Genomic DNA, 17,803 nt, shown 5'->3' on the forward strand with positions numbered 1-17,803 from the left:
TTTTTTTTTTATTTCTCTTTGGGTGTTGAGGGTTGTGGGTCTAATTACCGTGCCCACGCGGCGTTTTCGGCGTTCGGGGGAGGGGTGGGCAGGTTCAGCGGCGGCGCGATCGCGTGACGGTGAACTTCGGGTTCTGCGCGATGTGCACGGTGGGCCCGACGGCGCGGGTGAGCGCGTCGCGGTAGCGCAGCGCCGTGTTGAAGACGCACCACAGCTCCCCGCCCTGGCGCAGCGCCCGCCCCGCCGCGCGGAACATGCGGTGCGCGGCGTCGGTCCGTACGGCCGCGCGGTCGTGGAACGGCGGGTTGAGCAGGATCAGGTCGAGGCTCGCGGGCTCGAGGTCCTCGCCCGCGTCGCCGCGCAGGACGGCGACGCGCTCGCCCACGCCGTTGGCCGACGTCGTGGCCCGCGTCGAGGCGACCGCCGCGGCGGAGCGGTCGGTCGCGACCACCCGCGCCTCGGGGTAGCGGAGCGCGAGGACGGTGGCGAGGAGGCCGGTGCCGCTGCCCAGGTCGAGGGCGTCGTGCACGCGGTCGGCGGCGGGCCACTTCTCGGCCGTCGTGAGCAGGAAGCGGCTGCCCAGGTCGAGCGACGGTCCGGCGAACGTGCCGCCGTGCGCGGCGACGGTGATCCCGTCGGGTGCCGCACCCTCGGCGGAGGTGGCCGCGAGCAGCTCGGCGTCGCGCAGGACGGCGCGGACCGGGAAGCTGGGCGCGGCGTCGCGCGCCTCGGGCCGCACGCCCGACGCCACGAGCACCCGGGACTTCTGGCGCGCCAGGCTGGCGCGGACGTCGCCGAACGACGCGGCCAGCACCTCGTTCATCGAGCGGGTCATGTGCTTGACACGGCCGCCCGCGAGGACGGTGACGTCGTCCGCGGCGTGCCGGGCGATCGCCTCCGCGATCTCGGTGAGCTCCCCGAGCGACGGCGGGAGCTGCAGCAGCACCACGCGGGCGCCGTCGAGGAGGCCGGCCTCCAGGTGGTCGAAGGTCGTGATGCCGACCTCGTCCCGGTCGCCCCGGACGGCCGACATGAGCGGCTCGCGCACGTGGTGCTGCAGCGCGGCCTCGGCCGTGACGGAGTCCGTGGACGTGCGCACCGCGTCCGGGCCGAGGGTCAGGGCGCCGAGCGTGAGCGCGCCGAACCGGTCGCCGAGGACGACGACGTCGCCCGGCCCGGCCGCCGCCAGCAGCGGCGCGGCCTCGTCGAGCAGCAGACGGTCGGTGGCGTCGACGGCGACGGGGCCGTCGGCGCGGGAGCCGTCGTCGGGCCACGGGGTGAGGGACGCGAGGACGGTCGCGAGGCGCGCGGTGGCGTCGTCGGTCGTGGGCTCGTCCGGGGCGGAGGGGTCGGGGGTGTGCACGTGCCCAGTCTCCCCGACGCGCGCGTCGTGGCGCCGCCGGAGCGGTGCGGGGTGCCCAGGCTCACAACGGCACGTTGTGCCACTCAGGCGTATCCTGTCAGGAAGAGGGTCTGCGACGGCGCCCGTCGGGCGCGGTGGGCCGACAGGAGTGCAGGAGGAGTCATGGGACAGCTGGACGGACGCACCGTCGTCATCACCGGTGGTGCGCGGGGCCTCGGGGCCGAGGCGGCGCGCCAGGTCGTCGCGGCCGGCGGCAACGCCGTCATCACGGACGTGCTCGAGGACGAGGGGCGCGCGACGGCCGCGGAGCTCGGCGACCGGGCGCTGTTCGTGCGCCACGACGTCACCTCGGCCGAGGGGTGGGCCGACGTCGTGCGCGCCGCCGTCGAGCGGTTCGGCGGCGTGGACGGCCTGGTGAACAACGCGGGCGTCTCCACTGGCGCGCCGATCATGGACGAGCCGGCCGACCACTTCCGCCGGGTGCTCGAGATCAACCTCACCGGCGTCTTCCTCGGCATGCAGGCCGTGGTGCCCGCCATGCGCGAGCGCGGCCAGGGGTCGATCGTCAACATCTCGTCCGCCGCGGGCCTCATGGGCCTGGCGCTGACCGCCGGCTACGGCGCGTCGAAGTGGGGCGTGCGCGGCCTGACGAAGGTGGCCGCCGTCGAGCTCGGCACCGAGAAGATCCGCGTCAACTCCGTGCACCCGGGCATGACGTACACGCCGATGACCGCCGAGGTGGGCATCCAGCAGGGCGAGGGCAACTACCCCAACACGCCGATGGGTCGCGTGGGCGAGGCGCCGGAGATCGCGTCGGCGGTCGTCTTCCTGCTCTCCGACGCCGCGTCGTACATGACGGGCGCGGAGCTCGCCGTCGACGGCGGCTGGACCGCCGGCCCCACGGTGAAGTACGTCATGGGTCAGTGACCCGGACGCGGGGAGGGGGTCAGCGGGAGCGGCGCTCCGCGCGCGCGGCCTTCTCGGCCTTCTTCGCGGCCTCGGCCGCGACGCGGTCCTCCTCCTCGCGCACCTTGGCCGCGGTCTCGCGCTCGGCGACGAGCCAGGCGGGCGGGTCCTGCCGCAGCTCGTCGATCTGCTCGGTGGTCAGCGGCTCGGTGACGCCGCCGCGCGCGAGGCCGGCGATGGAGACGCCGAGGCGGCCGGCGACGACGGGTCGCGGGTGCGGGCCCTGGCGGCGCAGCTCGTCGAGCCAGGCCGGCGGGTTCTTCTCGAGCTCCTCGAGCTCGGCGCGCGTGATGCCGTGCTCCTGGAACTCGGGCGGCGTGGCGGGCAGGTACACCCCGAGCTTCTTCGCCGCGTTCGTCGGCTTGAGGACCTGCTGGGAGAAGGGGGTTCCGGCCATGGGGTCCAGCGTAGTCGCGGCGGACGTTACGGCACGCCCACGTAGCCTGGACCCGTGACCGACCAGCCGGGCGAGGACCTCGACGACGCCTTCGACGACGCCACCGACGACGCCATCGAGGAGATGCCCGACGACGGGCGGCCCACCTTCCGCCTCGGGTACGTGCCGGGTGCGACCCCCGGCCGCTGGGCCGGCACCTGGCGCGACCGCCTCCCCGACGTCCGCCTGGAGCTGGTGCAGGTCACTGCCGCCGACGCTCCCGCCGCGCTGGCCGAGCGGCGCGTCGACGCGGCCGTCCTGCGCCTGCCGGTGGACGGCGGCGTGCTGCACGCGATCCCCCTGTACACGGAGCTGCCGGTCGTCGTCGTGTCCCGCGACCACCTGCTCGCCGCGACCACCGACGAGGAGGCCGTGACGGCGGACGACCTCGCCGACGACGTCGTGTGGCTGGCCGCCGACGACGTCCTCTACCCGGGCGACGCCGACGCTCCCGGCCACAGGCCCGCGCCCTACGACGACGGCGCGGGCGACACCGTCGAGCCGGAGCGTCCCGCCACTGCGGCGGACGTGATCGCGCTGGTGGCCAGCGGCGTCGGCGTCACCGTCGTGCCGATGTCGCTGGCGCGCCTGCACCGCCGCAAGGACGTCACGTACCGGGTGCTCGACGGCGGCCCCGGCGCGCCCGTGGGCCTGGCGTGGCTGGTCGACGGGCTGTCCGACGACGAGCGTGAGCTCGTCGAGGAGATGATCGGCATCGTGCGCGGCCGCACCGTGAACAGCTCGCGGGGGAGGGCCGGGCGCGAGCGCGCGGAGGCGGCCGAGCCCGCCCGCGACGGCGCGGACGCACGGCGTGGAGCCGGGCGGCGCGACGGCGGCCGGGGCGACTCGCGCGGGGGCGGTCAGCCCGGTGCACGGCGGCCGCGGGGCGGCGGGAAGCCGGGTCGCGGCCGCCCGCGCGGAGGCCGCGGGAAGCGCTGACGACGGGTATGTCGCACCCGGGCGACTCGTCCGGAAATTTCACCCTTCCCCGGGCACTTCGGACTCGCTAGCATTCCGGCGCGGCCGGAGGCCGCGTTTCCTGCCGTCGCGGTCGATCCCGCCTGCCCCTGGAGTTTTCGTGCGCACACCCGCCGTCCTCGGAGCCTCGCTCCTCCTGCTCGCCTCGCTGGCCGCCGCCGGGCCCGCCGTCGCCGGAGAGCGGGTGCCGTGGGAGGGGCCGGGCGACTCCCGCACCGGGTCGGAGTGGGACGGTGGTTCGGCGACCTGGGAGGGCACCACCTACAGCTGGCCGGAGAACACGCGGTCGTGGGACGACGACACGTGCCCGGACATGGACGTGAAGAAGACGAACACCTCGGGTGACCCCGAGACCCTCGAGATCGTCGCCCCCGAGGGCAAGCTCATCTCGGCGTACTGCATCAAGTCGGCGTCGGCCAAGCAGGGCGAGGGCCCCAAGATCGTCACGCTCGATGAGCCGGTCGCGACGCTCACCATCGCCTACCCGACGGTCAACGGCGGCGGCAAGAGCATCTGCCGCGGGATCAGCCACTATGCCGTGGCGTACGTGGACGTGACGACGCCCACCGAGACCACCCCGCCGACCGACGAGGAGACGACCCCGCCCGCCGAGGAGACCACCCCGCCGGCCGAGGAGACGACGCCGCCGACGGATGAGGAGACGACTCCGCCGGCCGAGCCGACGCCGCCGACGGATGAGGAGACCACCCCGCCGGCCGAGCCGACGCCGTCGGACACGCCGTCCACCCTGCCCACCGCGCCGACCGACGGCTCGACCCCGGGCATGGGCGGCGCGGACTACGAGGACGAGGGCACCGTCGTCGACGACGCCGCCGCGACCGGTGACGAGGTCGTCGGCGCGCCGCAGGAGCAGGCGGAGGCCACCGCGGCGCCGGAGTCGCTGCCGGTCACGGGCGCGCAGGTGCTCGGGATGGCGATGGCCGCCGTCGCGCTGCTCGGCGCGGGTGTGGGCGCGATGATCTGGGTCCGCCAGCGCCGCGCGAGCTGACGCTCGACCGCTGACGACCGCCGGCTCAGCCGGCTGCTTTCCCGACGACCGCCGCCAGGGCGCGCACGGTGTCCACCGTGTCCGCCTCGGCGGCGGTCTTGTCGTCCCGGTAGCGCACGACGCGGGCGAACCGGAGGGCCATGCCGCCGGGGTAACGGCTGGAGCGCTGCACGCCGTCGAACGCGATCTCCACCACCTGCTCGGGGCGCACGTGCACGACGTACTCCGACCCGTCGGCCGGCGAGGTCGCGAGCTCGGTGAACCGCTCGGTCTGCCAGGTGAGCATCTGGTCGGTCATGCCCTTGAACGTCTTTCCGAGCATGACGAAGCCGCCGGTGCCGGGGTCGCGGGCGCCGAGGTGGATGTTGGAGAGTCGGCCCTGGCGGCGTCCGGAGCCCCACTCGACGGCGAGGACGACGAGGTCGAGGGTGTGCCGCGGCTTCACCTTGACCCACCCGGCGCCGCGGCGACCGGCCGCGTACGGGGCGGCGAGGTCCTTGAGGACGAGGCCCTCCTGGCCGGCGGCGACGGTGTCGGCGAAGAAGCGCTCCACCTCGCCGACGTCGGCGGAGACCAGGCGCGGCACCACGACCTCGGGCGGGAGCACGCGGTCGAGCACGTCGAGCCGTTCGGCGGCGGGCGCGTCGATGAGGTCGGTGCCGTCGTGGTGCAGCACGTCGAAGAACCGCACGCTGAGCGGCACGGCGGCGCTGCCCGCTTCGGCGTCGTGGCTGCCGGTGCGGGCCGCGGTCTCCTGGAACGGGCGCGGCCGGCCCGCGTCGTCGAGGGCAAGGGCCTCGCCGTCCAGCACCACGGTCTCCACGTCGAGCGACCGCGCCACGGCCACGACCTCGGGCAGGCGCTCGGTGACGTCGTCGAGCGACCGCGTGAACACGACGACCTCGTCGCCGCGGCGGTGCACCTGCACGCGGATGCCGTCGAGCTTGGTGTCGGCGGCGACGGTGGCGCCGTCGAACTTCTCGAGCGCGGCCGCGACGTCGGGCGCGGACGCCGCGAGCATGGGCCGCACGGGGCGGCCGGGTTCGAGGCGGAACGCCTCCAGGGCGGGGGCGCCGCCGTCGAGCGCGGCCCGGGCGATCGGCCCGGTGAGGGCGCTGAACATGGCGGCGCGGCGCACCGTCGGCAGGGGCACGTCGGCGGCGGCGGCGATCGCGTCGAGCAGCAGCGAGTCGAGCGCGCCCTGTCGCAGCTCGCCCAGCACGAGGCGCCGCACGAAGTCCTGCTCGGCCTCGGTGGCGCGGCCGAACAGGTCGTCGACCGCGGCCCGGCGCGCGGCCTGCGAGCCGGCGCCCGCGAGCCGCTCGAGCCGGCCGAGGGCGGCGTCGACGTCGGCGGGGCTCAGGGACGGCTCGGCGGCGGGGGAGGGCAGGCTGCCCAGCGTGCGCCAGCCCAGGCCCGTGCGGCGCTGCCGGGGGCGGCCGGAGAGGAACGCCGCCACGACCTCGACCTCGTCGCCCGGCTCGGCGGCGCGCAGCGCGTCCGCGAGCAGCTCGCGCTTGCGCAGCCGCGAGCGTGTCGCGGCGACGGCGGCGTGCGTGGCGACCAGCTCGGCGAGCAGCACCCGACGATCGTCGCACCCGCCCCCGACGGTGTCGCGGTGCGTGCCTCAGAGCTCCTCGTAGACCGCCGGGTCCTGGTCGTTGGTGCGCCCGTCGGGGCGGCCGAGGCCGGTGATGCGGTCCATCTCGTCCGCCGTGAGCTCGAAGGAGAACAGGTCGAGGTTGTCGGCCTGGCGCGCCGGGCTCGACGCCTTGGGGATCGGCACGACACCGAGCTGCACGTGCCAGCGCAGGATGGCGCGGGCGGGGGAGTCGCCGTGCGCGGCGGCCACCTCGGCGATCACCGGGTCGGACAGCAACGCGCTGGCCCGGCCGATCGGGCTCCACGCCTCGGTGACGACGCCGCGCGCGGCGTCGGCGGCCCGCTGGGCGGCCTGCGGGAAGTACGGGTGCAGCTCGACCTGGTTCACCACGGGGGTCACGCCGGTGGCCTCGATGACGGCGTCGAGGTGCTCGGGCAGGAAGTTCGACACCCCGACGTGCCGGACCAGGCCGCGTTCGCGACAGTCGACGAGCGCCTGGAACGCCTCGACGTACTTCCCGATGCGCGGGTTGGGCCAGTGGACGAGGTACAGGTCGAGGTGGTCGAGCCCGCTGCGGTAGACCGACTCCTCGACCGTGGCGACGGCGTCGTCGTAGGCGTGCCGGCGGCCGGGGAGCTTCGAGGTGATCAGCAGGTCCTCGCGGGCCACGGACGACGCGCGGACGGCGCGGCCGACCGTGCCCTCGTTCTCGTAGCTGAACGCGGAGTCGATCAGGCGGTAGCCCGCGTCGATCGCGCGGGCGATCGTGTCGGCGCCGGCCGAGCCCTTGAGCTTGTAGGTGCCGAAGCCGACCGCGGGGACGGCGGTGCCGTCGGCGGCCGCACGGGTGGGGACCTCGGGCGGGGTGGGGTGCTCGCTCATGCCTCCCATTCCACACCCGCTGCGCCGCCGGTCGTCCAGCCGCCGCCCTAGGGTGGCGCCGTGATCACGGTGCCGCCCTCGTTCCGCGCGATGCCGCGCTGGCGGCACGACGACGCCGGTGCGGTTGGCTCGACGACCTGCCCTCGCGGGTGGCCGCGCGGTGCGCGGCCTGGGGCCTCGCGGTCGACGGCGAGCCGGCGCACGGCTCGAACGCGCTGGTCGTGCCGGTGGCCCGCGGCGGCGAGCCGCTGGCCCCGCGGCTGACGCCGCCCGGGGACGACGTCGGGGCGGAGGTGCGCGCGCTGCGGGTGTGGGCCGGCCGCGGCACGGTGCTGCTGGTCGACGCCGACGAGGACGAGGGCGCCACGCTCCTGGAGCGGCTCGACGGCGGCCGGTCGCTGGCGGGCGAGCCCCTGGACGCCGCGCTCGAGGTGCTCGCGGGGCTCACCCGGACGCTCGCCGTGCCCGCCCCCGGCGACGCGCCGTCGACGGCGGGGATCGCCGCGGGGATGACGGCGTCGTTCCCGCGCGAGTGGGCGGCGCTGGGCGAGCCGCTCCCGGCGCGGCAGCTCGACGTCGCGACCGCGCTGGCCGCCGAGCGCGCCGGCGTCGACCTTCGCCGTCGACGGCGACCTGCACCACGAGCAGGTGCTGGCCGGCACACATGCGCCGTGGCTCGTCGTCGACCCCGTGATGTGGCGCGGGGAACCGGAGGCCGACCTCGGCCGTGTGCTGTGGACGCGCCTCGACGAGCTGCCCACCGAGGCTGCGGTCGTCGCGGCGTTCGACCGGTTCGTGCGCGTCGCCGACGTCCCGCGCGACCGGGCGCGCGCCTGGGTGGTGCTGCGCGCGACGTCGTACCTGCTGTGGGGCCTGGCGCGCGGGCTCACCGAGGACCCGGTGCGCTGCCGCCGCCTGCTCGACGGGTTCGCCTGAGCCCGCTGGTCACCGCGAGCGCGCGTGCCGACGGCCGGCCACGGCGCGCCGGGTGACGACCGCGTGCGCGACGTACCAGGCGAGCGCGACGCCGGCCAGCACGATCACGACCGACTGGTAGCGGCCCATGACGCCCTCCACGGCGTGCCACTGCTCGCCAAGCAGGTACCCGACCAGCACGAGGACGGCGTTCCAGACGAGGCTGCCGACCGCCGTGAGCGTCACGAACCGGCCCAGCCGCATCCGCTCGACGCCGGCGGGGACCGAGATCAGGCTCCGCACGATGGGAATCAGCCGGCCGATCAGGACGGCGCGCGCGCCGTGCCGGGCGAACCAGACCTCGGCGGTGTCGAGGTCCTCGACGCGGACCAGGGGCATGCGGTCGACGACGCGCCGCAGCCGGTCCCGGCCGATCGCCGCGCCGACGAGGTAGAGGGCGAGCGCGCCGACGACGGACCCGGCGGTGGTCCACAGGACCACGGGGAGCAGCCCGAGCGTGCCCTGGCTCGCGGTGAACCCGGCGAGCGGCAGGATCACCTCGCTGGGGATGGGCGGGAAGAGGTTCTCGAGGGCGACGGCGAGGCCCGCGCCCGGTGCGCCGAGCGACTCCATGAGGCCCACCGCCCAGTCGGTGAGGCGGGAGACGATCCCGGGGGCGTCCGCCGTCGTGGTCGTCGTGAGGGGGGCTGCCGTGGTGGCCGTCGCGAGGAGTGCTGTGCTCATGCCGTCGACGCTACGAACGCCACCGCTGCCGCCACGGCGCGGCTTCGCGCACGGTTCGGGGCGGGGAACCGCAGGTCAGGGGTGCGGTTCACCGCAGTACGGCGCCCGCGACCCGTGGCTAGGGTTGCCGCGTGGCCATCCGCAGCTCCGTCTTCAGCGTGACGTACGGGGTCGTGCTCGGGGCGTGCCTCGTCCCGCTCGACGCCGCTGCCCTGGCCGCGGCCGGCGCCTGGTCGTTCGCGGGCCGGGTCGTCCCGGGCGCCCGGGCGCGGCGTGACCGCGTGCTCGCGGCGGCGGTGGCGGTGCACACCCGGCGGCTCGAGCGGTGGCTTGGCCGCCCCGCCGGCGCCCCCACGGCGACCGACCGGCGCGCGCGATACCTGGCGGTGCGCCTCGTCGTCGGCCTCACCGGCTTGGGCGTCCTCCTGCTGCTCGCGTACGGGGTGCTGGCCGCGGTGCTGATGGTCGGGTCGTGGGCGTTCGGCCTGCGCGTGCCGGCGGTGACCAACGACGAGGGCGAGCCCACGACCGGGATCACCATCCTGTCGGCGGCGGTACCCGGGGTGCTGCTGCTCTACCTCGCGGTGATGGGGCTGGTCGGCACCGCGGCGCTCGAGCGTGCCGCCGCCGCGCGCTACCTCGGCCACGAGGACCCCGCCGAGCTGGTGTCCCGCATCGAGTCCCTGGTCGCGTCTCGCGCCGGGATCGTCGCGGCGGTCGAGGCGGAGCGCCGCCGGGTGGAGCGTGACCTGCACGACGGCGCGCAGCAGCACGTGGTCGCGCTGGGGATGCTCGTCGACCGCAGTCGCCGGGCCACCGACGACGCCGCGCGCGACGCCCTGCTCGCGCAGGCCGCCGACGAGACCGAGCGCCTGCTGACGGCGGTGCGCGACGTGGCGTGGAGCGTGCACCCCACGGCTCTCGACACCCAGGGCCTGCGCCCGGCGCTCGGGCGCCTGGCCACGCGGTCCGTGCCGCCGGCGACCCTGGACTACCGCGTGCCGGGTCGGGTTCCGCCGCCCGTCGAGGCGTGCGTGTACTACGTCGTCGCCGAGGCGCTCACCAACGTGGGGAAGCACGCACGGGCGTCTCGCGTGGACGTGGCCGTCGAGCCGTCCGACGGCGCGGTGGTCGTGACGGTCGAGGACGACGGCGTGGGCGGCGCCGGGCTGGGCGGAGGCCGCGGTCTGGCGGGGCTCGCCGCGCGCGCTGGCTCGCTGGGCGGCGTCCTCGACGTGCGCAGCCCGGCCGGCGGGCCGACGGTGGTGCGGGCGGTGCTGCCGTGCGCGTGACGATCGCGGAGGACTCGGCGCTGCTGCGCGAGGGGCTTCGGGCGCTGCTGACCGACGAGGGCATCACGGTGGACGCCGCCGTCGGCGACGCCGCGGAGCTCCTCGCGCTGCTGGGCGCGCGCACGCCCCCGGACGTCGTCGTGGTGGACGTGCGCATGCCGCCCACGCACACCGACGAGGGCATCCGGGCCGCCCTCGAGATCCGGCGCCGCTGGCCCGGGGTGGCGGTGCTCGTGCTGTCGCAGTACGTGGAGAGCGGCTCTGCGCGCGAGCTGGTGACCGGTGGGGGAGCGGGGGTCGGGTACCTGCTCAAGGACCGCGTCATGCGGGTCGCGGAGCTGTTGGACGCGCTGCACCGGGTGGCCCGCGGGGACTTCGTCGTCGACCCCGAGGTGGTGCTCCAACTGTTCGCCGACTCGAGGCGGGCGGACCCGCTCGCGCGGCTGACCCCGCGCGAGCGGGACGTGCTCGGCCTCATGGCGGAGGGCCGCACGAACGCCGGGATCGCGTCCGCGCTGCACCTGTCGCTCTCGGCGGTCGAGAAGCACGGCAACGCCATCTTTACCAAGCTCGGGCTCGACGCCTCCGACGGCTACAGCCGCCGTGTGCTCGCGGTGCTGCAGTACCTGCAGGACTGACCGGCCGGAGGCGGGGTGCGCCTCCGGCCGGAGGGGGTCACGCGGCGTCGGGGTAGGGCACGCCCGTCGTCGCGTGGCAGCGGTAGCCGTTCGGGTTCTTGTCGAGGTACTCCTGGTGGTAGTCCTCCGCGTAGTAGAACGGGCCGGCCTCGACGGCCGGTCGCAGCTCGGTGGTGATCGGGTCGTAGCCCTTCGCCGCGAGCACCGCGGAGTACCGTTCCGCCGTCTCGCGCACCGCCTGCTCCTGCTCCGGCGTGGTCCAGTAGACCGCCGAGCGGTACTGGGTGCCGACGTCGTTGCCCTGCCGGTACCCCTGCGTCGGGTCGTGCCGCTCCCAGAAGATCTTGAGCAGCTCGGCCTCGGAGACCTTCGCGGGGTCGTAGGCCACGAGCGTCGTCTCGGTGTGCCCGGTGCGCGCCGTGCACACCTCCTCGTACGTCGGGTTCGGCGTCGTGCCGCCCATGTACCCGACGGCCGTGCTCACCACTCCGGGCACCTGCCAGTAGATCTCCTCGGCGCCCCAGAAACAGCCCATCGCCAGGTACAGCACGCGCGTGCCCTCGGGCCACGGTCCCACGATCGAGGTGCCGAGCACCGTGTGCGGGCGGGCGGCGGGCAGCACGGGCGACTCGCGCCCGGGCAGGGCGTCCTCCGGCGCCACCATCGTGGTCTTGCCGGAGCGGCCGAGCAGCTGGTCGAAGATCGAGTTCATCGCGTTACCTCCATGGACCTGCATAGCCCTTCATTCCGATCCCGGGGTCCCCCCGGGGCCGTGGGACGCTCGCGTCCCGGTAGGCGCAACGACGCCGCGGGGACAGGTGTTCCCCGGTGCGGCCGTGGTCACGCCGCGGGGGTGGCGGCGACGAGGGCCGGCAGGTCGAGCTGCTCCAGCTGGAGCGCCATCCACGGGCTGAACGCCCAGGGCGCCGACCGCACGGCGAGCACCAGGTCCTGCGCGTCGACCCAGCGCAGGTCCATCACCTCGTCCGGGTGCGGCGCGGGGACGTCGGCCGTGCGGGTCGCGAAGACGGGGCAGATCTCGTTCTCCACGACCCCGGCGGCGTCCGTCGCGCGGTAGCGGAAGTCGGGCAGCACCGCCCGCGGCTCGGCGATCGTCAGGCCGAGCTCGTGCCGGGCGTACCGGCGCACCGCGGCGGCCGGGTCCTCCCCGGGCCGCGGGTGGCCGCAGAAGGAGTTGGTCCACACCCCGGGCCAGGTCCGCTTCGACAGCGCCCGCCGGGTGACCAGCACGCGGCCCCCGTCGTCGACGACGTAGCAGGAGAACGCCAGGTGCAGCGGCGTCGCGGAGGAGTGGACGCTCGCGCGCGGCGCCGTGCCCACGGGGCGGCCCTCGTCGTCGGTGAGCACGACCAGGTCGTCGGTCGGTGCGGCGGAACCGGTCGTCGTCATGGCGTCTCCCTGGGACGTGCGGCGCGGGTCGTCGGTGCGGTCACGACGGACCCAGCCTACGGGTGTTCCCCGCGCCCGACGGTGGGCGGGGCGCTACCGTCCCGGCATGGCTGACCCCCGACCTGACCTGCCCGAACAGCTCGTGCTGCCCGACCCCGCGGCGTGGCGGGCGTGGCTGGACGAGCACGAGGACTCGTGCCCCGACGGCGCGTGGCTGGTGCTCGCGAAGAAGGGCCGCCCGGCGCCCACGACGCTCACCCACGCGACCGCGCTGGAGGAGGCGCTGTGCAGCGGCTGGATCGACGCGCAGATGCGCAGCCTGGGCGCCGACACGATGCTGCAGCGGTTCTGCCCGCGGCGCCCGCGCAGCCGGTGGTCGGTGCGCAACCAGGAGATCGTCGCGCGCCTCACCGACGAGGGGCGGATGCGCCCGCGGGGCCAGGCGGAGATCGACGCGGCCCGGGCCGACGGGCGCTGGGAGGCCGCGTACCACGGCTCCGCCCGTGCCGAGGTGCCCGAGGACCTCGCCGCGGCGATCGCGGCCAGCCCCGCTGCGGCGGCGATGTTCGAGGTGCTCACGTCGAGAGCCGGTACGCGATCCTGCACCGCCTGGGAGCCCTCAAGACGGCGGAGGCGCGCGAGCGCAACGTCGCGAAGTACGTCGCGATGCTCGAGCGCGGCGAGTCGGTCTACCCGCAGAAGCGCCGTCCGGGCGCCTGACGCCGGGCCCCCGGGGCGCACGACGTGTGGACGCGGGGTGAAGATCGGGGTCACGACGGCGGACGCCCGGACGTGCCCTCGCGCGACCTTCCCGCATGCCACCTAGGGTTTCCGCGTGAGCTCGGAACGTACCTCCCCCTCCGGCGCGGACGCCGTCCCGCAGAGCATCCGTGCCGCGGCCTCCTGGTCGTGGCGCCTCCTCCTGATCGCCGCGGCGGTGGCCGCCTTCCTGTGGCTGCTGGCCGCGCTGAAGACGATCGTCGTGCCGGTCGCCATCGCCCTGCTCGTGACGATCCTGCTCGCGCCGGTGCGCCGCGCCCTCCAGCGGTGGGGGCTGGGCAAGGGGATCGCGACCGCGGTGTCCATCGTGGGGCTGATCGTGCTGGTCGGTGCGCTGATCACGCTGGCGGGGACGTCGATCGTCGGGGGGTTCCAGGACCTGGCGGACCAGGCGGTCGCCGGCTTCGAGCAGTTCACGAAGTGGCTCGCGGAGGGCCCGCTGCAGCTCGACGCGGAGCAGCTGTCGAAGTACGGGCAGCAGCTGCAGAGCTCGATCGTCGAGAGCTCGGGCCTCGTCTCCGGGGCGCTCGGCGCCGCGACCACGGTCGGGCACGTCCTGGTGGGCGCGCTGATCGCCCTGTTCTGCACGATCTTCTTCCTGCTCGACGGACGCACCATCTGGACCTGGCTGGTCAACCTGCTGCCCGTGCGGGCCCGCGAGCCCGTGCACCAGGCGGGTCGCCGGGGCCTGGTCACCCTGTCGGCGTACGTGCGCACCCAGATCCTGGTGGCGTTCGTCGACGCGGTCGGCATCGGCATCGGCTCGGCGTTCTTCGTCCCGGCGCTCGCGCTGCCGATCGGCATCCTGGTCTTCATCGGCTCGTTCGTGCCGATCATCGGCGCGATCGTCACGGGCGCCATCGCCACCGCCGTCGTGCTGGTCGCCAACGGGTGGGTCGCGGCGCTCGTCATGCTCGGCATCGTGCTGCTGGTGCAGCAGGCCGAGAGCCACATCCTGCAGCCGTTCCTCATGGGCCACGCGGTGTCGCTGCACCCGGTGGCCGTGGTGCTCGTGGTGGCGGCCGGGAGCCTCGCCGCCGGCATCGTCGGCGCCCTGTTCGCCGTCCCGCTCGCGGCCGTGCTCAACACGGTCCTGCTGTATCTGCACGGGCACGACAAGTTCCCCGAGCTGGGCCACGAGGACCACGTGCCGCTGCTGCGCAGGCGGCCTCAGCTGCCCGGTACCCTGCTCTGGTCGGGACGGGGGTCGTCGCAGGACGCGGCGGCCGCGGGCGGCGCGTCGGACGGCACCAGCGACCTGCCCGACGGCCCTGCCTCGCCCGACGCGGGCCCGGCAGGAGAGAACAGGTAAGTGGCACAGCACCCCCCGATCGACCGTGTGACCCTCGACGACGTCCGCACCGCCGCGGCGCTGCTCGACGGCGTCATCACCCGCACCCCGGTGCAGGCGTTCCGCGCGATGACCGAGGTCGCGGGCGCGCCCGTCGTCCTCAAGTGCGAGAACCTGCAGCGCGCCGGTTCCTTCAAGATCCGCGGCGCGTACACGCGCCTGAGCCGGATGTCGGACGAGGAGAAGGCGCGCGGCGTCGTCGCGGCCAGCGCCGGCAACCACGCCCAGGGCGTGGCGCTCGCGGCCCAGATGCTCGGCATCCACGCCATCGTCTACATGCCCGTGGACGCGTCGGTGCCCAAGCTCGCCGCCACCCGCGGGTACGGCGCCGAGGTGCGCCAGGTGGGGGAGAGCGTCGACGAGGCGCTCGTCGCCGCCCGCGCCGAGGCGGCGCGGTCCGGCCGCACCCTCATCCACCCGTTCGACCACCTGGACGTCGTGACCGGGCAGGGCACGGTGGCCCTCGAGATCCTCGAGCAGGTGCCCGACGTCGGCACGGTCGTCGTGCCGCTCGGCGGCGGCGGGCTCGTGGCCGGCATCGCGACCGTGCTCGCGGAGGCCGCCCCGCACGTGAAGGTCGTGGGCGTGCAGGCCGAGACGGCCGCCGCCTACCCGGAGTCGCTCGCCGCCGGCCGGCCGGTCCCGCTGTCCCTCGGGGCGACGATGGCGGACGGCATCGCCATCGGCACCCCCGGCGACGTGCCCTTCGAGGTGCTGGCGCGCCTGGGCGTCGAGGTGCGGACCGTCTCCGAGGAGGAGATGTCGCGCGCGCTGCTGCTCGTGGCCGAGCGGGGCAAGCTGATCGTCGAGCCGTCCGGCGCCGCGGGCGTCGCGGCCGTCCTCGCCGCCGAGCCGGGCTCCCTGCCCGGCACGATCGTTCCCGTCCTCACCGGCGGCAACATCGACCCGCTGCTGCTGCTGCGCGTCATCCAGCACGGCCTCGTGGCCGCCGGCCGGTACCTGCAGCTGCGCGTGTGCATCGACGACAAGCCGGGCTCCCTCGCGGGCCTGCTGGACGTCATCGCCGCCGCGGGCGCCAGCATCGGGCAGGTGGAGCACACCCGCACCGACACGTCGCTCACCGTGTCGCAGGTGCTCGTGAACGTGCAGCTCGAGACCAAGGGGCACGAGCACTGCGAGGCGGTCGTCGAGCGGCTGCGCGCCGCAGGGTTCGCGGTCGCCTGACCGCGGGCCCCTGCTGTGTCCGGGCGGGCCTGTCCGGGCGGCGCGGCGGAGGGCGCCGGCACCGACTTTCGGGAAAGGTGTCGGTCCGGGGGTCCCTCGTTCGTCGTCCTCATGACACGGCCGACGGGGCCGTGCCGGATGAGGACCGACCCGAGGAGACCGTCGTGCGCTATCTGATGCTGGTGCTGTCCACGCCCGAGGACACGGAGCTGCGTCCCGAGGACGAGGCGGGCGCCCCGCCCATCGAGGGGTGGGTGGAGAAGTACTACGGGAGCGGCGTGGCCGTGCTCGGCGACCGGCTGCGCCCGCCCGCCGACGCGGTCGGGGTGCGGGTGCGCGGCGGCCGCACGCTGGTCACCGACGGCCCGTTCTCGGAGACCAAGGAGGCGATCGGCGGCTTCGACGTCATCGACGCCCCCGACCTGGACACGGCGATCGCCATCGCCTCCGAGCACCCGGTGGCCCACGGCGGCGCCATCGAGCTGCGGCCGTTCTGGCCGCTCGACCTCGAGGTCGGTGGCGCGACGGACGGGGGCGCGTGATGCGGTACCTCATGCTGGTGATCGAGCCCGACGTGCCGGACCGCGGCCCGGACGACGCCATCGAGGACTGGGTGCGCCGGCACGACGCCGACGGCTCCCGCGTCCTGGGGGAGCGGCTGCGCCCCGCCGCCGACGTGCGGCGCGTGCGGGTGTCCGACGGCCGGCCCCTGGTGACGGACGGGCCGTTCACCGAGACGAAGGACGTCATCGGCGGGTTCGACATCATCGAGGCGCCCGACCTCGACGCGGCGCTCGCGATCGCCGCCGAGCACCCGGGGTCGTGGGGCGGCGGCACCGTCGAGGTGCACCCGTTCTGGCCGACCGACGGCGTCGAGCCCGCGTGAGCACGCCCGCCGCCGTCGAGGACGCGTTCCGCAGCGAGTGGGGGCGCGTCCTCGGCGCGGTGGCGCGCGCCACCGGCGACCTCGACCTCGCGGAGGAGTCCGCGCAGGAGGCGTTCGCGACGGCGCTGCGGACCTGGTCGCGCGACGGCGTGCCGGACCGGCCCGGCGCGTGGCTCACGACGACGGCGCGGCGGCACGCGCTGGACGTGCTGCGCCGTCGCGGGGTCGAGCGGGACAGGACGGCGGCGGCGGCGCGCCTGGAGGAGCGCCGCGTCGCGACGTCCGGCACGGCCGTCGGGGCGGCCGACGGGAGCGCCCAGGACGCCGTGCACGACGAGGTCGAGCGCGGCCTGGACGACGAGGGCTGGGACGTCGACGACCCCGACGGCGACCTGCTGCGGCTGCTTTTCACCTGCTGCCACCCGGCGCTGCCCGCCGAGGGGCGCGTGGCCCTCACGCTGCGCTCGCTGACCGGCATGACGACGGCGCAGGTGGCGCGCGCGTTCCTCGTCCCCGAGGCGACGATGTCGCAGCGGCTGGTGCGCACCAAGCGCCGCATCCGCGCCACGGGGATCGCGTTCCGGGTGCCGCCGCCCGGCCAGCTCGCCGAGCGCACGTCCGCGGTGCTCGCCGTCCTGTACGTGCTGTTCACCGAGGGCTACGACGCCTGGGCCGAGCCCGCGGAGGAGGTCGAGGGCTGCGCGGAGCGGCGGGCGCTCGCGGGCGACGCGGTGCGCCTGGCGCGGCTCGCCGCCCGCCTCCTGCCGGACGAGCCCGAGGCCCGCGGCCTGCTCGCCCTCCTCCTGCTGCAGCACGCGCGCCGCGACGCGCGCACCGGGCGCGACGGCGTCGCGCGCACCCTCGCGGAGCAGGACCGCTCCCGGTGGCGCCGCGACGAGATCGACGAGGGGCTCGCCGTGCTCGACGACGCCCTGGCGGCGGGCCGCCCCGGGCCGTACCAGGTGCAGGCCGCCGTCGCGGCGCTGCACTGCCGGGCCCAGTCGGCGGGGGAGACGGACTGGGGCGAGGTGCTCGCCCTCTACGACGTGCTGCTGGGCATGGTCCCGACGCCCGTCGTCGCGCTGAACCGCGTCGTCGCGGTGGCCCAGGTCCGCGGCCCGGAGGCCGCGCTGGCGGCGCTGGCCGAGCTGGACGACGCCCCCGAGCTCGAGGGGTACCACCTGCGGCCCGCGCTCCGCGCCGACCTGCTGGTCCGTGCCGGCCGGCCGGCGGAGGCGGTGCGCGAGCTGCGCCGCGCCCTCGACCAGGTCGACCGGGAGGGCGACCGCCGCCTGCTCCGCGGCCGACTCGCCGCCCTCGGCGGCGTCTGACCCCGCCCGGATCGTTGTGAGCGGGCGTTTGGCC

18 protein-coding genes and 2 pseudogenes are annotated in these 17,803 nt (G+C 75.6%); 13 read left to right on the forward strand and 7 right to left on the reverse strand.

Annotated features, from left to right (window positions below; all coding sequences use genetic code 11):
* Positions 1–94: 94 nt before the first annotated feature.
* Positions 95–1,363: a class I SAM-dependent methyltransferase gene (locus ACFWDO_RS18550; protein ID WP_380322416.1), complete on the reverse strand. Its 1,269-nt coding sequence runs from the start codon at positions 1,361–1,363 to the stop codon at positions 95–97.
* Between the two features lie 162 nt (positions 1,364–1,525).
* On the opposite strand from ACFWDO_RS18550, the gene ACFWDO_RS18555 reads away from it, so the two are divergent.
* Positions 1,526–2,290, forward strand: a complete 765-nt coding sequence (locus ACFWDO_RS18555; protein WP_380322413.1) for a glucose 1-dehydrogenase — start codon at positions 1,526–1,528, stop codon at positions 2,288–2,290.
* A gap of 19 nt (positions 2,291–2,309) precedes the next feature.
* On the opposite strand, the gene ACFWDO_RS18560 is transcribed toward ACFWDO_RS18555, so the two are convergent.
* A complete protein-coding gene (locus tag ACFWDO_RS18560; RefSeq protein WP_380322410.1) occupies positions 2,310–2,726 on the reverse strand; it encodes a DUF5997 family protein in 417 nt (138 codons plus the stop codon).
* 54 nt (positions 2,727–2,780) lie between these two features.
* On the opposite strand from ACFWDO_RS18560, the gene ACFWDO_RS18565 reads away from it, so the two are divergent.
* Both ACFWDO_RS18565 and ACFWDO_RS18570 read left to right on the forward strand, forming a co-directional pair.
* A complete protein-coding gene (locus ACFWDO_RS18565; protein WP_380322407.1) occupies positions 2,781–3,704 on the forward strand; it encodes a LysR family substrate-binding domain-containing protein in 924 nt (307 codons plus the stop codon).
* A 139-nt stretch (positions 3,705–3,843) separates the two neighbouring features.
* Positions 3,844–4,752, forward strand: coding sequence for a hypothetical protein (locus ACFWDO_RS18570; RefSeq protein WP_380322404.1), 909 nt, complete (start codon positions 3,844–3,846; stop codon positions 4,750–4,752).
* A gap of 25 nt (positions 4,753–4,777) precedes the next feature.
* Here ACFWDO_RS18570 and ACFWDO_RS18575 read toward each other — a convergent pair whose 3' ends face one another.
* Positions 4,778–6,334 carry an ATP-dependent DNA ligase gene (locus ACFWDO_RS18575; protein WP_380322401.1) on the reverse strand — a complete coding sequence of 519 codons (1,557 nt, stop codon included), beginning with the start codon at positions 6,332–6,334 and terminating at the stop codon, positions 4,778–4,780.
* A 45-nt stretch (positions 6,335–6,379) separates the two neighbouring features.
* Positions 6,380–7,237, reverse strand: a complete 858-nt coding sequence (locus ACFWDO_RS18580) for an aldo/keto reductase (RefSeq protein WP_380322398.1) — start codon at positions 7,235–7,237, stop codon at positions 6,380–6,382.
* A gap of 227 nt (positions 7,238–7,464) precedes the next feature.
* Between ACFWDO_RS18580 and ACFWDO_RS18585 the strand changes: the two are divergent.
* Both ACFWDO_RS18585 and ACFWDO_RS18590 read left to right on the forward strand, forming a co-directional pair.
* Positions 7,465–7,740 (forward strand): annotated as a pseudogene (locus tag ACFWDO_RS18585) (aminoglycoside phosphotransferase family protein); the annotation flags it as partial.
* A 145-nt stretch (positions 7,741–7,885) separates the two neighbouring features.
* The gene (locus tag ACFWDO_RS18590) at positions 7,886–8,173 is read left to right on the forward strand and encodes a hypothetical protein (RefSeq protein ID WP_380322395.1); all 288 of its coding nucleotides are present in this window, start codon (positions 7,886–7,888) and stop codon (positions 8,171–8,173) included.
* Positions 8,174–8,182: 9 nt separating this feature from the next.
* Here ACFWDO_RS18590 and ACFWDO_RS18595 read toward each other — a convergent pair whose 3' ends face one another.
* Entirely contained in the window at positions 8,183–8,896 is a 714-nt protein-coding gene (locus ACFWDO_RS18595; protein ID WP_380322392.1) for a DedA family protein, read from the reverse strand.
* A gap of 131 nt (positions 8,897–9,027) precedes the next feature.
* On the opposite strand from ACFWDO_RS18595, the gene ACFWDO_RS18600 reads away from it, so the two are divergent.
* Together ACFWDO_RS18600 and ACFWDO_RS18605 are read left to right on the forward strand one after the other, a co-directional pair.
* Positions 9,028–10,188, forward strand: coding sequence for a sensor histidine kinase (locus ACFWDO_RS18600; protein ID WP_380322389.1), 1,161 nt, complete (start codon positions 9,028–9,030; stop codon positions 10,186–10,188).
* Complete coding sequence (locus ACFWDO_RS18605) at positions 10,179–10,826, forward strand: response regulator (protein WP_380347104.1); 648 nt, start codon at positions 10,179–10,181, stop codon at positions 10,824–10,826. Before ACFWDO_RS18600 ends, ACFWDO_RS18605 begins: the two co-directional genes overlap by 10 nt.
* Positions 10,827–10,863: 37 nt before the next feature.
* Here the strand turns inward: ACFWDO_RS18605 and msrA are convergent, their stop codons facing one another.
* Together msrA and idi are read right to left on the reverse strand one after the other, a co-directional pair.
* On the reverse strand, positions 10,864–11,538 hold the full coding sequence (msrA, locus tag ACFWDO_RS18610; protein ID WP_380322383.1) for a peptide-methionine (S)-S-oxide reductase MsrA: 675 nt from the start codon (positions 11,536–11,538) through the stop codon (positions 10,864–10,866).
* 128 nt (positions 11,539–11,666) lie between these two features.
* Positions 11,667–12,236 carry an isopentenyl-diphosphate Delta-isomerase gene (gene idi, locus ACFWDO_RS18615; protein WP_380322380.1) on the reverse strand — a complete coding sequence of 190 codons (570 nt, stop codon included), beginning with the start codon at positions 12,234–12,236 and terminating at the stop codon, positions 11,667–11,669.
* 106 nt (positions 12,237–12,342) lie between these two features.
* On the opposite strand from idi, the pseudogene ACFWDO_RS18620 reads away from it, so the two are divergent.
* From ACFWDO_RS18620 to ACFWDO_RS18645, 6 genes and pseudogenes are all read left to right on the forward strand, one after another.
* A pseudogene (locus tag ACFWDO_RS18620) lies at positions 12,343–12,956 on the forward strand (YdeI family protein).
* Positions 12,957–13,071: 115 nt separating this feature from the next.
* Positions 13,072–14,328 (forward strand): AI-2E family transporter, encoded by a 1,257-nt coding sequence (locus ACFWDO_RS18625; RefSeq protein ID WP_380322377.1) that lies wholly within the window; start codon positions 13,072–13,074, stop codon positions 14,326–14,328.
* Entirely contained in the window at positions 14,329–15,552 is a 1,224-nt protein-coding gene (ilvA, locus tag ACFWDO_RS18630; protein ID WP_380322374.1) for a threonine ammonia-lyase, read from the forward strand. It abuts the gene before it with no gap.
* 164 nt (positions 15,553–15,716) lie between these two features.
* The gene (locus ACFWDO_RS18635; protein WP_380322371.1) at positions 15,717–16,094 is read left to right on the forward strand and encodes a YciI family protein; all 378 of its coding nucleotides are present in this window, start codon (positions 15,717–15,719) and stop codon (positions 16,092–16,094) included.
* On the forward strand, positions 16,094–16,438 hold the full coding sequence (locus ACFWDO_RS18640; protein ID WP_380322419.1) for a YciI family protein: 345 nt from the start codon (positions 16,094–16,096) through the stop codon (positions 16,436–16,438). The genes ACFWDO_RS18635 and ACFWDO_RS18640 overlap by 1 nt, the downstream gene beginning before the upstream one ends.
* Positions 16,435–17,769, forward strand: coding sequence for an RNA polymerase sigma factor (locus ACFWDO_RS18645; protein ID WP_380322368.1), 1,335 nt, complete (start codon positions 16,435–16,437; stop codon positions 17,767–17,769). The genes ACFWDO_RS18640 and ACFWDO_RS18645 overlap by 4 nt, the downstream gene beginning before the upstream one ends.
* Positions 17,770–17,803: the final 34 nt, after the last annotated feature.

Origin of the sequence: Isoptericola sp. NPDC060185 (assembly GCF_042728595.1) — a bacterium.
Lineage (GTDB): Bacteria > Actinomycetota > Actinomycetes > Actinomycetales > Cellulomonadaceae > Isoptericola.

Bases quoted from the DNA above. Each gene is read 5' to 3' on its own strand.
- ACFWDO_RS18555 (WP_380322413.1), top strand. From the start codon at position 1,526: ATGGGACAGCTGGACGGACGCACCGTCGTCATCACCGGTGGTGCGCGG.
- ACFWDO_RS18560 (WP_380322410.1), bottom strand. From the start codon at position 2,726: ATGGCCGGAACCCCCTTCTCCCAGCAGGTCCTCAAGCCGACGAACGCG.
- ACFWDO_RS18580 (WP_380322398.1), bottom strand. From the start codon at position 7,237: ATGAGCGAGCACCCCACCCCGCCCGAGGTCCCCACCCGTGCGGCCGCC.
- ACFWDO_RS18595 (WP_380322392.1), bottom strand. From the start codon at position 8,896: ATGAGCACAGCACTCCTCGCGACGGCCACCACGGCAGCCCCCCTCACG.
- msrA (WP_380322383.1), bottom strand. From the start codon at position 11,538: ATGAACTCGATCTTCGACCAGCTGCTCGGCCGCTCCGGCAAGACCACG.
- idi (WP_380322380.1), bottom strand. From the start codon at position 12,236: ATGACGACGACCGGTTCCGCCGCACCGACCGACGACCTGGTCGTGCTC.
- ACFWDO_RS18640 (WP_380322419.1), top strand. From the start codon at position 16,094: ATGCGGTACCTCATGCTGGTGATCGAGCCCGACGTGCCGGACCGCGGC.